This is a genomic window from Providencia rettgeri, assembly GCF_001874625.1.
In the GTDB taxonomy this organism is placed as follows: Bacteria; Pseudomonadota; Gammaproteobacteria; order Enterobacterales; family Enterobacteriaceae; genus Providencia; species Providencia huashanensis.
In genome coordinates this window covers 824117-837610 of record NZ_CP017671.1, presented here as the reverse complement: position 1 = coordinate 837610, position 13494 = coordinate 824117, and the positions used below count along the sequence as shown (strand labels likewise).

Here is a 13494-nt window from a genome sequence, read left to right as displayed (position 1 = left end):
ATTTATGCTCTTAATAATACAAGTGGCAAATAACTAGCTGAATCAATATACCTGAAACTTAGAGTACCACGAATATATAAATACAAAGGTAGACTGGAACCCAGCCTACCTATTTACTACTGTAGTGTTACAGGAGGGAACCCTGATTTTTTATTTTTTGCGACGAACTACTGGTGCAGCTTTATCCAATACACCATTAACAAATTTATGGCTATCTTCCGCACCGAACACTTTAGCAAGCTCAATACCTTCATTGATTGCCACTTTGTAAGGAACATCTTCACGGAAGCTCAATTCAAACATTGAAACGCGCAAAATCGCTTTTTCTACCTGCCCTAACTCTTCGAGCTGACGAGATAAATAAGGCGCCATTAGTTGATCAAGTTTAGCTGCATTAGTAGCAACACCAGATAACAGTTCACGAAAATATTTTACGTCAACGTCTGACATGTCCTGATCAGCAATAAACTCATATTCGACTTCGGCAATTGGATTGCCAGATAATTGCCATGAATAAATGGCTTGAACAGCACACTCACGAGCGCGGCGACGAGCAGCAGGTTTCACAAGATTCCCCTTAAAATAAAAAACGATACACAAAATTATTCGGGCATATAAAAAACTAAGCTAATCAATACACTCAGTGGTATTAGTTAACTTCACTACAGTCTATAGCCCGAAGTAAAATGTGTATTACTTGCCTTTAATGGCTTTAATTACATTGATCATTTCTAATGCAGTCAGTGCAGCTTCAGCACCTTTATTACCAGCTTTAGTCCCTGCTCGTTCAATGGCTTGCTCGATATTTTCAGTGGTTAACACACCAAAAGTAACGGGCACTTCGCTATTCATTGCGACATGAGATAAGCCTGAGCTGCATTCACCAGCGACATATTCAAAGTGAGCTGTACCACCACGAATAACAGTACCTAATGCAATAACGGCATCATATTTTTTTGTTTCAACCAGCGCTTTTGCCGTTAACGGTAGTTCATAGGCACCTGGAACCCAAACAATGGTAATGTTGTCATTCGAAACTTGACCAATACGTTCTAACGCATCAACAGCGCCATCCAGCAGACTATCATTAATAAAGTTGTTAAAACGAGCGATAGCGATAGCAATACGCGCTTGTGGCGCAGCAACAACACCTTTAATTACGTCCATAGCCTTCCTCTAATATTAATTATAACCCGCGGGGCGCGGATTTTATCACATTCTTTCATGTACCGTATGTATGATTTTCAAAAAACACACTTACCATACGGGATGAAGCCTGACGCGTAGGTCTTCACCGACCTTTTCTACATCAGTAAATTCAAATTTTGGCGCTTCAATTAATGAATCGAGGGGAGGTAAATCAACCAAACCTCGGGCACTGTTCCCAAGTAATTTAGGGGCAATATACACAATTAATTCATCAACTAAGCCTAGTTTCAACAATGAGCCTGCTAATTTTGCACCTGCCTCTACCCAAATACTATTCACATTCCGTTTGGCAAGTTGCATCATCAATATGACGAGGTCTGTACCATTTTCATGTGCAGGGATGCTAATTTGCTCGACATCCCCTTGCCATGAGCAGCCGATATCGGGATTAGAACGCACCAACCAACATTCACCTGCTAATTGAGTGACTTTATGGTTAGCGGTGACACGATTATGGTTATCCAGCACAATGCGAATAGGTTGACGTAATTGGTCTTCTGGGTAGATTTGCTGAACGTCCGTTGGCAGTTCGTTCCAACGAACCGTTAAAGAAGGGTCATCGGCGATAACCGTACTACTAGTGGATAAAATAGCGCTCGCTTGTGCGCGAAACGCCTGCACATCTTTGCGAGCCGCAGTACTGGTAATCCACTTACTTTCCCCTGACTCAAGGGCTGTTTTACCATCCAATGACGCTGCTAGCTTTAATTGGATATAAGGAAAACCAGTACGCATACGTTTCAAGAAACCACGATTCGCAGCTTCAGCTTGGTCTAAAAGCACGTTACTACGCGTTTCAATCCCTGCCTGAGATAACATATACAAACCACGGCCAGCAACTTGTGGGTTTGGGTCTTGCATCGCAGCAACAACGCGACTGACCCCTGCATTAATTAATGCTTCCGCACAAGGCGGTGTACGACCATGGTGGCTGCATGGCTCAAGGGTGACATAGGCTGTTGCCCCCTGAGCTTTTTCTCCGGCCATCCGTAATGCATGTACTTCTGCATGAGGCTCACCCGCTTTTTGGTGGTAACCCTCACCAACAATTTCACCGTCACGTACAATTACACACCCAACATTCGGGTTCGGTGATGTTGTAAAGCGCCCTTTTCGTGCAAGCTCAAAAGCGCGAGCCATATAGATGTCATCTTGTTCTATCATTTGCGTTAGTCCTGTAATTTAGCGATTTCTTCGCCAAACTCACGCACATCTTCAAAACTACGGTAAACAGAAGCAAAACGAATGTAAGCGACTTTATCGAGTTTTTTTAACTCATCCATGACTAAGCTACCAATAAGTTTAGAAGGAACTTCACGTTCTCCTGTAGCACGAAGCTGGGATTTAATTGAAATAATCGCTTGTTCAATGTCATCAGAGCTGACGGGGCGTTTTTCTAGCGCTTTTTGCATACCGCGATTAAGTTTTTCTTCATCAAACGGTTCGCGTACATCGTCACTTTTAATAACCCGAGGCATCACGAGTTCAGCCACCTCAAAGGTCGTGAAACGTTCATGACAAAGCAAACATTGGCGGCGCCTACGGACTTGTGCGCCTTCACCAACCAGACGCGAGTCGATGACTTTCGTATCTACAGCTGAGCAGAATGGACAATGCATAACGTTTCCTGGATCTATTTACGGAGACATAGTTTACCCTACTATGCAATAAAAAACACCCTAGAAGATGCCTTCTAGGGTGCTCGTAACTCTTCATATTTCGTGCTGTGAGGGTGTTGTTAGCTGCATTGCGCTACCCTTAGTCACATAGTTTATTATGCTCCTCGGGATATCACTCGTTTGCAGCCAACTCACGGCACCAACTATTTGAAGTGCTAATTGGCTTAGCCAGTTTTAAATTAAGGCAGTAATGACTCTTGGTCTGCACCTTCTTTTTCGACTTTCGCCTGCATCAAGTGCTCGCGTTTCATACCCATCTTCAGTGCTAATGCAGAAGCCACATAGATAGATGAAATAGTACCGATGGTTACACCGATTAACATAACCAATGAGAAGCCTTCCAGCATAGTGCCACCGAACAGATACAGCATCAGAACCACTAACAACGTTGTGGCCGATGTCATGATGGTACGGCTCAATGTTTGTGTTAAAGAGACGTTCATGATTTCGTACGGCGTACCACGACGAATTTTACGGAAGTTTTCACGGATACGGTCAGAAACAACGATACTGTCGTTCAGTGAGTAACCAATTACTGACATCAGTGATGCCACGATTGTCATATCTATTTCGATATGAAACAGAGACAAAATACCTAATGTGATCACCACGTCATGAGCGAGAGACAATACAGCCCCCGCGGCTAATCGCCATTCAAAACGAAAGCCGACATATACCAAGATACAAATTAGTGCAGTTAACAGTGCTAAAGCCCCTGTTTGCGCTAATTCGGCCCCGACACTCGGCCCAACGAATTCAATGCGTTTTACCGTCGCTTTATCATCTACACTCTGGTTAATGATGGTGATAATTTCTTTACCAACCTCTTGACCCGCAGCGCCTTCGATTGGCGGGATACGGATCATGATGTCACGGCTGCTACCAAAGTTCTGGATTAATGGATCTTTATGAGCCGAGTTAGACAAGCTGTCTCGAATTTTATCCAAATCAGCAGGCTGACTTAAGTTGATCTCGATAACTGTCCCCCCAGTGAAATCTAACCCCCAGTTAAAACCTTTGAGGCCGATAATCACAAAAGAAGCGATCAGTAATACGATAGAAATACCAAAGGCAACGTTGTCCCAGCGCATAAAGTCATAGACTTTACGACCATAGTTCAATTGTTCAACAGAATAATCCTGTGCCACAACGTGCTCCTTAAATTGACAGCTTGTTAATACGTTTACCACCATAAAGCAGGTTCACGATTGCACGTGTACCAACAATAGCTGTAAACATAGAGGTTGCGACACCAATCGCTGTCGTAATCGCAAAGCCTTTAATCGACCCTGTACCCACTGCATAGAGAATAATAGCCGTGATTAATGTCGTTAAGTTTGCGTCTGTAATACTTGAGAAGGCGCCTTTATAACCTTCATGAATTGCTTGTTGAACAGACCTTCCGTTCCGCAACTCTTCTTTGATACGTTCGTTGATAAGAACGTTGGCATCGACTGCAACCGCAAGGGTGAGGACGATACCAGCAATACCTGGCATAGTTAGTGTCGCCCCCGGTAACAGAGACATAACCCCAACAATTAATACCAAGTTCGCCATCAGCGCACTACTGGCAATCAAGCCAAATTTACGATAGTAAATAATCATAAATAGAATTGATGCTAATAGACCCGCGATACAAGCTTTCAGGCCTTGTTCGATATTTTGCATACCCAAAGTTGGGCCGATGGTACGCTCTTCGACAATTTGGATTGGCGCAATCAACGCCCCCGCACGTAACAATAATGAAAGTTGACGAGCTTCTGTACCATTGTTGATGCCTGTGATACGGAATTTGCTACCAAAGCGAGCCGAAATACGTGCCGCGTTGATGACTTTTTCATCTTTCACTAAAATTGAACGGCCTGCTGCATCTTTTTTACCACTGTCTTTGTATTCAACAAACAGGGTTGCCATCAGTTTGTCTTGGTTATCACGCGTAAAATCGGACATGATAGAACCACCAGAACTATCAAGGCTGATGCTTACTTGTGGTGCACCATTTTCATCGGCTTCAGATGTTGAATCCGTAATATGATCCCCCGTTAAGATAACACGCTTATACAGTACATAAGGCATGCCTTCACGGTCATATTTCACTTCTGAATCACCTGGCACACGGCCACGTTCAGCAGCGGATGAATCAACACTGGTATTCACCAAACGGAATTCTAATGTTGCTGTAGCACCTAAAATCTCTTTTGCTCGAGCGGTGTCTTGAATTCCGGGTAATTCAACAACAATACGGTCAGCACCTTGACGTTGGACAAGTGGCTCAGCAACCCCTAATTGGTTTACTCGGTTGCGGATGATGGTAATATTCTGAGAAACCGCATAGTTACGAGCTTCACGTAAGCGCTCGTCGGTCATCACAGCGATCATCGTGTTGTCGCTACCATCACTAAACACTAAGTCTGGATATTTACGTGCTAGTGCTTTTTCTGCTTGGCTACGATCATCTGCGTTACGGAAACGGACTTCAACGCTATAATCATTGCCTTTACGAATAGAAGAGTACGCAATGCCTTCTTGACGCAGGTCATTACGTAAACCATCCATGTTTTGTTCCTGCAATTTACCTAATGCAGTGTCCATATCAACTTCCATCAGGAAGTGAACCCCACCACGCAAGTCAAGGCCGAGCTTCATCGGCTCACCGCCGATCATTTCAAGCCACTTAGGCGTCGCAGGTGCAAGGTTTAATGCAACAACATACTGATCACCTAGTGCATTCATGATCACTTCACGAGCACGTAACTGAACATCAGAGTTGTTGAACCGGGCTAAAATTGCCCCATTTTCCAGAGAGATTGATTTGCTCTGAATTTTATCATCTTGTAACGATTTTTGGATTTGGATCAGCGTTTGTTCATTGGCGGCGGTTCCCCGCACGCCAGTGATCTGAACAGCCGGATCCTCACCATATAGGTTTGGAAGCGCATAAAGCAGACCGATGAGGATCGCACAGATCAACATCAGATACTTCCACAAAGGATAACGGTTTAGCACGGCAGTTCCCTTCGGGAGAATCAGAATTAAATTGCTTTCATTGTGCCTTTAGGTAAAACAGCAGCAACGAAATCACGTTTGATGGTTACTTCTGTGTTCTCACTCAGTTCAAGAACCACATAACCGGTTTCAGATACTTTAGTCACACGCCCGATTAAACCGCCAGTTGTTAAAACTTCATCACCTTTAGTGATAGATTCCATCAATTTACGGTGTTCTTTCGCACGCTTTTGCTGTGGACGCAAAATCATGAAATAGAAGATCAGAGCGAAAACAACAAGCATGATAACCATAGTATATGGGCTACCTTGCGCTGGCGCACCTGCTGACGCTGCTGCTTCAGAAATAAAAAAACTCATTCAACTTTCCTCATTGTTTTATTGAAAGCAATTTAAAAATATACTCTATAAATACTTCGAATTACATAAAGCTAATAAGCGCATGCGCCTCAAAGTATGGTAAGTATCAGATTGATATGCTACACAGATTAGTAGCATTTCGCACTTAAATTCACTCGATATTTAATGAAGGTTCGGGTTTACCAATCTTCTGGTAGAAATCTTTCGCAAACTCTTCAAATTTTCCATTTTCGATTGCTTGGCGAATACCGGCCATCAAACGTTGATAATAACGTAAATTATGAATGGTATTGAGCCTTGCACCAAGAATTTCATTACACCTATCAAGGTGATGTAAATAAGCGCGGCTATAATGGCGACAAGTATAGCAGTCACAATCGGCATCCAATGTCGATGTATCTGATTTATACTTAGCATTACGAATTTTTACCACGCCATGTGTGACAAATAAATGCCCATTACGTGCATTTCGTGTCGGCATCACACAATCAAACATATCAATGCCACGGCGAACACCTTCCACTAAATCTTCCGGTTTGCCCACCCCCATTAAGTAACGTGGTTTATCTGCCGGAATTTGAGGGCAAACATGCTCTAAGATGCGGTGCATATCTTCTTTTGGTTCGCCTACAGCTAGGCCGCCTACAGCGTACCCATCGAAGCCAATTTCCACCAGCCCCTTAACTGAAATATCTCGTAAATCTTCGTAAACGCTGCCTTGGATAATGCCAAATAGTGCATTTTTATTGTTCAATTCGTCAAAACGTTGGCGGCTACGAGCAGCCCAACGTAACGACATTTCCATTGATGTCTTTGCGTAATCCCAATCTGCCGGATATGGCGTACACTCGTCAAAAATCATCACAATATCTGAACCGAGGTCGTACTGAATTTCCATTGATTTTTCAGGGCTTAGGAAAATTTTCTCACCATTTATTGGGTTACGAAAATGCACGCCCTCCTCTTTAATTTTGCGCATTGCGCCAAGACTAAAGACTTGGAACCCCCCTGAATCCGTCAATATCGGCCCCTGCCATTGCATAAAATCATGAAGATCACCATGGAGCTTCATGACCTCTTGCCCTGGACGCAGCCACAGGTGGAAAGTATTCCCTAGAAGAATTTGAGCACCCGTTTCTTTTACTTCTTCAGGTGTCATGCCTTTTACAGTACCGTAGGTGCCTACTGGCATAAACGCGGGGGTTTCTACCACACCACGCTCAAATACTAAGCGACCACGACGTGCATTGCCGCTAGTCATTTGTAATTCATATTTCACGTTTGCCTCCAAGCATCAGAAAAACAGTCTGATGCTGTCGATAATATTAATTTGCTAAGCTAGCAGCCAACGCCACCGCTCGAACTGATTATTCCCCAATTTTTTCGAATGGTGCATTCGCATTGGGTGTGATGAACATAGCATCACCGTAACTAAAGAAACGATACTTTTGTTCAACCGCCTCTTTGTACGCATTGATAGTATTTTTATATCCCGCAAACGCAGAAACCAACATAATTAATGTTGATTCTGGTAAGTGGAAATTAGTGATAAGTGCGTCTATCACTTGATATTCATACCCGGGATAAATAAAAATCTGGGTATCATCAAAAAATGGAGCAATCAAGGCATCTTGGCTAGCTTTAGCCGCACTTTCCAGTGAGCGCACAGACGTTGTCCCTACAGCAACAACGCGATTGCCACGCGCCTTACAGGCTAATACCGCATCAACCACATCTTGTGGCACTTCCGCATATTCGGAGTGCATAATGTGATCTTCGATAGTATCAACACGAACAGGTTGGAAAGTACCTGCGCCGACATGTAAGGTAACAAATGCCATTTCAACGCCTTTTTGGCGCAAAGCTTCAAGTAAAGGCTCGTCAAAGTGCAAACCCGCCGTTGGCGCTGCTACAGCCCCCGGTTTTTCACTATACACAGTTTGATAAAGCTCTTTATCCGCTTCTTCATCAGGCCGGTCGATGTAAGGGGGTAATGGCATATGACCAATTTGGTTTAAAATGCTCAAAACATCCCGTTCATCATCAAAACGCAGTTCAAATAAGGCACCGTGACGCGCCATCATCGTGGCTTTGACACTTTCATCTTCACCCAACAACAGTTCAGCCCCCTCTTTCGGTGCTTTTGATGCGCGAACATGGGCCAATACTCGGTGTTGATCTAACATACGCTCAATGAGAACTTCAATTTTACCGCCGCTGACTTTGCGACCAAACAACCTTGCTGGGATCACGCGGGTATTATTGAATACCAGTAAATCCCCTTTCTCCAATTTTTCTAGAACATCTGTAAAAACACCATGCGTTAGCTGCCCCGAGCTTCCATCCAGACTTAATAAGCGGCAAGCGCTACGTTCCGCCTGTGGATAGTGGGCAATCAGTTCTTCAGGTAATTGAAAAGTAAAATCAGAAACACGCATTGTATTGACATCAATCTAAAAAAACAGGCGACTAGTCTAGTGCCGCACCGCCTTTGGCGCAAGAAATAAGCGCAAAATAGTATAAATATTCGCCATTATTTAACAAATATTTTGTTAGCAAAAAATTCTGCGCACTATTTATCCATTCAAAGAATGAATTATTTCTGTTTTGCTAAGATTTCATGACAAATTTATTTCAATCTTTTTTCTTTTGTTTCTCAATACTGATACCTATAAGCTGCAAATTAAGAAAGGTTTTTTACTCCATTTCAAGTCATGCCCTGTAAGTTTCGAATTAAACGTAATTACTGCTATAGTTTGAGCAATCAAAAAGTTAGCTAAGCTGCGCTACATGCCCTATGGGTTTCGAATCACAGGTAGGCAGCAAGTAAAGATATCCCGATGAGCATACATGAGTATGTGATTCGGGTGGCTTTACAAAGCTAACACCCCAGTGGTTTGAAAGACGACGGACATTTTAAAGTGAATTATTTAGCACACCTACACCTCGCTCATATCGCCCATAGTTCCCTATTGGGTAACATCATGGCTGACTACGTCCGCGGTAACCCTACTGGGCGATACTCACCTGAGATTGTCGCGGGTATATTTATGCACCGAACCGTCGATAGGGTCACCGACACTCACCCGCTAGTCAAAGAAGCGAAAGGCCTATTTCGTGATGAGTACCGCCGTGTTGCCCCTATTACATTAGATTTAGTCTGGGATCATTTTTTATCGCTACATTGGTCAACTCTTGAACCGACTCTGCCACTAGTAGATTTTGTGCGCTATTGCCGAAAAACAATTGAACCTCAACTGTGTCATACTCCTGAAAAATTCCAAGAGTTAAATGAATACTTGTGGCCACAACACTGGCTAATTCGTTATGCAGATAAAAACTATATAGGCAAATCACTCAATGGTATGGCCAGAAGGCGGCCAAAACTGGGGGCGCTAAGTGGTTCATTTGATGATTTTTTATTGCAATATAATCAGCTTGAAAATATTTTCTTCCAATTCTACCCACAAATGATGGCAAACGCGCTGCAACATTTTTTTGTACAAGATGTCACAATTAATACAAAGTAATAAATTAAAGCTTGCACTTTAATGGAATAAAACTATCTTATTGATATTAATTTCATAAAGCATTATGATTGATAGGCAAAACCTATCACAATAATTGGTTTAAATGCCTTTATTATCAAAAGATAATTCCTTATTCTTTTGGAAGTCTATGTCCTAAATATCCGTTTAGATTAAAAATGGATAAGGGCAAAAAACCTTTAATTCAAACTCATAGGAGTAAATTATGGTTCTGGTAACACGTCAAGCCCCTGACTTTACTGCTGCTGCTGTTTTAGGTAACGGTGAAATTGTTGATAACTTCAACCTGAAAAACCACCTGAACGGTCGTCCAGCTGTCATCTTCTTCTGGCCAATGGACTTTACTTTCGTTTGCCCTTCAGAGCTGATCGCATTTGACCACCGCTACGAAGAATTCAAAAAACGTGGTGTTGAAGTGGTTGGTGTTTCTTTTGACTCTGAGTTTGTTCATAACGCATGGCGTAAAACCCCTGTAGATAACGGTGGTATCGGTGAAGTTAAATATCCGATGGTTGCTGATATCAAACGTGAAATCATTAAAGCATACGGCATCGAACACCCGGATGCAGGTGTTGCACTGCGTGGTTCTTTCCTCGTCGATAAAAACGGTATTGTTCGCCACCAAGTAGTTAACGACCTACCATTAGGCCGTAACATCGATGAAATGATCCGTATGGTTGACGCTTTACAATTCCACGAAGAGCACGGTGATGTATGCCCAGCTCAGTGGGAAAAAGGTAAAGAAGGCATGAATGCATCTCCGAAAGGCGTTGCTGATTACCTGACTAAAAACTCTACCAAACTGTAATCAGTGATATGAGTTTTTAAAAAGCGGGCAGATGCCCGCTTTTTATTTGCCTAAAATCCCCATTATTCGCTACATATCATTACATCAGAAAGTTCCCAAATCACGCCAAAACCTCACTTTCCCCCCTCATTCTTACTGTAAACCCTACTCCATTTATAATATGGTTACATTTAGCGACATTTAGTTACAAATTCATCATTTTTAGATGCTCCAATTAAACTATCGCATCTTTAATTTAAATAAAAATAACGAAAACTAGGTATAGGAAAATGAACTTAAAACTCGCAGCCTCAGTGGCTATTATCAGTGCATTGCTTGCTGGCTGTGACAACAGCCAAACCGCATCTGAAAGTAACTTCAAAAAATCCATCCAAGACTACCTTGATACTAGAAAAGTTATTTGCATCAATGTCGGTCAAATGCCAGCAGGCTTTATCACGAAATTTAGCGCTCGTAATATTGAACAACTCGATACCTTAGTTGATGCGGGCTTGCTAGCTAAAGCTGAAAAACAAGTCACCATGAAAGACATGTGGAGTGGGGAACATACTGGCGAAGGGGTTGAATATACGCTGACTAGTGAAGGTGAGAAATTCTACGACGAAAAACAATCTCAATTTTCGGGACGCGGTAGCTTTTGCACTGGCAAATTAGTCGTCAATGAAGTCACAAACTTTACTGAACCCGCTGAACGCGGTGGGCAGAAAATCTCTATAGCCAACTATACCCAAAAACTGGAAGATGTGGCTCCATGGGCTAAAAATGAAAAAGTGATGGCGGCTTACCCACAAATTCAATCAGCACAAACACATGCTGAGCGTGCACAACAAAGCCCTCTCATTTTAACCAATAATGGCTGGGTCCACATGTCGTTGTTTAACAAAAAATAATATACTTTACGGGCTCTTTTTGAGCCCTTTTCCTATCCATATTTAATCCCTGCTTATTCATAAATAACCCTACCAAGTTAACACTTATTAACTCAAATATTCAACATTCCGCACTATTGTATGCTATACATTAAAAACACAAATAATTAACAAATCATTCATATTATTAATTTGTGTTACATCAAACCTTACCTTAACTGGGAGATACTAATGATCAGAACATCATTACGCCCTGCTGCTTTATTACTTTCCTTATTATTTTCAACTCAACTCTTTGCCGCATCAGAACCGGCCGTTGAAGCCAAGAAAGGCATGGTTGTTTCATCCCAACATTTAGCCTCGCAGATTGGTGCGGATATCCTCAAATCTGGTGGTAATGCGATAGATGCAGCTGTTGCTGTCGGTTATGCCCAAGCGGTTGTGAACCCATGCTGTGGTAATATTGGCGGCGGCGGCTTTATGACCATTCATTTGGCAGATGGAAAAGATTTATTTATCAACTTTAGAGAAACCGCTCCTGCCGCAGCAAGTGCTGATATGTATCTCGATAAAGAGGGTAAGTTAATCAAAGATGCCAGCCTGTATGGCTACCTAGCTTCCGGTGTACCGGGAACGGTCAAAGGCTTAGACTACGCCTTAGAAAAATATGGCACAATGAGCCGTCAACAGGTGATGGAGCCTGCTATCAAATTAGCTAGAGAAGGTTTTGTACTAACCCGTGCAGATACCGATGTGTTAGACACAACCACTGAGCGTTTTAAACAAGACCCAGAAGTCGCACGTATCTTCTTAAAACCTAATGGTAGCCCTTATCAACCAGGCGATTTATTAGTGCAAAGTGATTTAGCCAATACCCTAGAAAAAATTGCTAAAAATGGGCCTTCCGCCTTCTATGAGGGAGAAATCCCCAAAATTATCGAGGAAGCCTCAAAGAAAAATGGTGGTATTTTGACGGCAAAAGACTTTGCAGATTATACCATCACAGATACAACCCCTATTAGCTGTACTTATAGAGGTTATAAATTCATTTCGGCGCCCCCCCCAAGTTCTGGAGGCGTTACCATTTGCCAAACCCTCAATATTTTAGAAGGCTATGACCTCAAAGAAATGGGTTTTAATTCTGCGGATTATATCCATACGCTAACTGAAGCTATGCGCCATGCTTATATGGATAGAAATACCTTCCTTGGTGACCCTGAATTTGTAGATAACCCAACAGAAAAACTACTGAGTAAAACTTACGCGGAAGAATTACGTAAGGAAATAAAACCTAACCAAGCAACACCATCAACTCAAGTTCAACCGGGTATGGGACCACACGAAAAACCAGAGACGACACACTATTCTATCGTTGATGAAAAAGGTAACGCAGTTTCAACTACTTATACTATCAATGGTCGCTTTGGTTCTGTCGTGATCCCACCGGGGACAGGCTTCTTTCTTAACGATGAAATGGATGATTTTACGACTAAAGTGGGAGAAAAAAATCTATATGGTTTAGTACAAGGTGAGCGCAATTCTATTGCTCCGGGTAAACGCCCCCTGTCCTCAATGAGCCCAACCATTGTGACCAAAGATGGCAAGGTATTCTTAGTATTAGGCTCGCCTGGTGGCTCAAGAATTATTTCTATCACCTTACAAACAGCATTAAATATTATTGACCACGGTATGCCACCACAAGAAGCTGTTAATGCACCGAGGGTCCATCATCAATGGTTACCAGATGAAGTGTATTATGAGCAAAGAGGTGTGTCTAAAGATAGCTTAGCCCTGCTTGATAAAATGGGTTACAAGATGGTTGAACAAACCCCTTGGGGCGCAGCTGAGCTGATTATGGTCGCCATTCCAGAAGGGGCTGGCGTCAGTGCCAAATCATCAGGCAATGATTCTGCTGTTTCAGGAAAAGTACGTGAAGGCTTTATTTATGGCTCTAACGATGTCCGACGCCCTGCAGGGAGTGCCGTTGGGGTTGACTAATACCTGAAAAAAATGCCC

The 13494-nt window shown here is 42.6% G+C and carries 13 protein-coding genes; 4 read left to right on the top strand and 9 right to left on the bottom strand.

Annotated elements, in window-relative coordinates:
• Window positions 1–150 precede the first annotated feature (150 nt).
• The 9 genes from nusB to queA all read right to left on the bottom strand — a co-directional run bounded on the left by nusB (window position 151) and on the right by queA (window position 8691).
• Window positions 151–567: a transcription antitermination factor NusB gene (gene nusB / locus RB151_RS03540; RefSeq protein ID WP_042846944.1), complete on the bottom strand. Its 417-nt coding sequence runs from the start codon at window positions 565–567 to the stop codon at window positions 151–153.
• Window positions 568–693: 126 nt separating this feature from the next.
• Window positions 694–1167, bottom strand: a complete 474-nt coding sequence (ribE, locus tag RB151_RS03535) for a 6,7-dimethyl-8-ribityllumazine synthase (RefSeq protein WP_042846945.1) — start codon at window positions 1165–1167, stop codon at window positions 694–696.
• A gap of 90 nt (window positions 1168–1257) precedes the next feature.
• On the bottom strand, window positions 1258–2373 hold the full coding sequence (ribD, locus tag RB151_RS03530) for a bifunctional diaminohydroxyphosphoribosylaminopyrimidine deaminase/5-amino-6-(5-phosphoribosylamino)uracil reductase RibD (protein WP_071547707.1): 1116 nt from the start codon (window positions 2371–2373) through the stop codon (window positions 1258–1260).
• A gap of 5 nt (window positions 2374–2378) precedes the next feature.
• Window positions 2379–2828 carry a transcriptional regulator NrdR gene (gene nrdR, locus RB151_RS03525; protein WP_042846947.1) on the bottom strand — a complete coding sequence of 150 codons (450 nt, stop codon included), beginning with the start codon at window positions 2826–2828 and terminating at the stop codon, window positions 2379–2381.
• Between the two features lie 239 nt (window positions 2829–3067).
• Window positions 3068–4036, bottom strand: coding sequence for a protein translocase subunit SecF (secF, locus tag RB151_RS03520; RefSeq protein WP_042846948.1), 969 nt, complete (start codon window positions 4034–4036; stop codon window positions 3068–3070).
• Window positions 4037–4046: 10 nt separating this feature from the next.
• Window positions 4047–5894 carry a protein translocase subunit SecD gene (gene secD, locus RB151_RS03515; protein ID WP_071547706.1) on the bottom strand — a complete coding sequence of 616 codons (1848 nt, stop codon included), beginning with the start codon at window positions 5892–5894 and terminating at the stop codon, window positions 4047–4049.
• Window positions 5895–5920: 26 nt separating this feature from the next.
• The gene (gene yajC, locus RB151_RS03510) at window positions 5921–6253 is read right to left on the bottom strand and encodes a preprotein translocase subunit YajC (protein ID WP_004905542.1); all 333 of its coding nucleotides are present in this window, start codon (window positions 6251–6253) and stop codon (window positions 5921–5923) included.
• 151 nt (window positions 6254–6404) lie between these two features.
• Window positions 6405–7532, bottom strand: coding sequence for a tRNA guanosine(34) transglycosylase Tgt (gene tgt / locus RB151_RS03505; RefSeq protein WP_071547705.1), 1128 nt, complete (start codon window positions 7530–7532; stop codon window positions 6405–6407).
• Between the two features lie 88 nt (window positions 7533–7620).
• Window positions 7621–8691 carry a tRNA preQ1(34) S-adenosylmethionine ribosyltransferase-isomerase QueA gene (queA, locus tag RB151_RS03500; protein WP_042846951.1) on the bottom strand — a complete coding sequence of 357 codons (1071 nt, stop codon included), beginning with the start codon at window positions 8689–8691 and terminating at the stop codon, window positions 7621–7623.
• Window positions 8692–9174: 483 nt separating this feature from the next.
• On the opposite strand from queA, the gene RB151_RS03495 reads away from it, so the two are divergent.
• From RB151_RS03495 to ggt, 4 genes are all read left to right on the top strand, one after another.
• On the top strand, window positions 9175–9783 hold the full coding sequence (locus RB151_RS03495) for an ACP phosphodiesterase (RefSeq protein WP_042846952.1): 609 nt from the start codon (window positions 9175–9177) through the stop codon (window positions 9781–9783).
• A gap of 223 nt (window positions 9784–10006) precedes the next feature.
• A complete protein-coding gene (locus RB151_RS03490) occupies window positions 10007–10609 on the top strand; it encodes a peroxiredoxin C (protein ID WP_042846953.1) in 603 nt (200 codons plus the stop codon).
• Window positions 10610–10878: 269 nt separating this feature from the next.
• Window positions 10879–11499 carry a hypothetical protein gene (locus RB151_RS03485; RefSeq protein ID WP_042846954.1) on the top strand — a complete coding sequence of 207 codons (621 nt, stop codon included), beginning with the start codon at window positions 10879–10881 and terminating at the stop codon, window positions 11497–11499.
• 210 nt (window positions 11500–11709) lie between these two features.
• Entirely contained in the window at window positions 11710–13476 is a 1767-nt protein-coding gene (gene ggt, locus RB151_RS03480; protein WP_071547704.1) for a gamma-glutamyltransferase, read from the top strand.
• Window positions 13477–13494: the final 18 nt, after the last annotated feature.

Excerpts from the sequence above, each read along its gene's own strand:
- yajC (WP_004905542.1), bottom strand. The coding sequence starts at position 6,253 with ATGAGTTTTTTTATTTCTGAAGCAGCAGCGTCAGCAGGTGCGCCAGCG.
- ribD (WP_071547707.1), bottom strand. The coding sequence starts at position 2,373 with ATGATAGAACAAGATGACATCTATATGGCTCGCGCTTTTGAGCTTGCA.
- nrdR (WP_042846947.1), bottom strand. The coding sequence starts at position 2,828 with ATGCATTGTCCATTCTGCTCAGCTGTAGATACGAAAGTCATCGACTCG.
- RB151_RS03490 (WP_042846953.1), top strand. The coding sequence starts at position 10,007 with ATGGTTCTGGTAACACGTCAAGCCCCTGACTTTACTGCTGCTGCTGTT.
- ribE (WP_042846945.1), bottom strand. The coding sequence starts at position 1,167 with ATGGACGTAATTAAAGGTGTTGTTGCTGCGCCACAAGCGCGTATTGCT.
- ggt (WP_071547704.1), top strand. The coding sequence starts at position 11,710 with ATGATCAGAACATCATTACGCCCTGCTGCTTTATTACTTTCCTTATTA.
- RB151_RS03485 (WP_042846954.1), top strand. The coding sequence starts at position 10,879 with ATGAACTTAAAACTCGCAGCCTCAGTGGCTATTATCAGTGCATTGCTT.
- queA (WP_042846951.1), bottom strand. The coding sequence starts at position 8,691 with ATGCGTGTTTCTGATTTTACTTTTCAATTACCTGAAGAACTGATTGCC.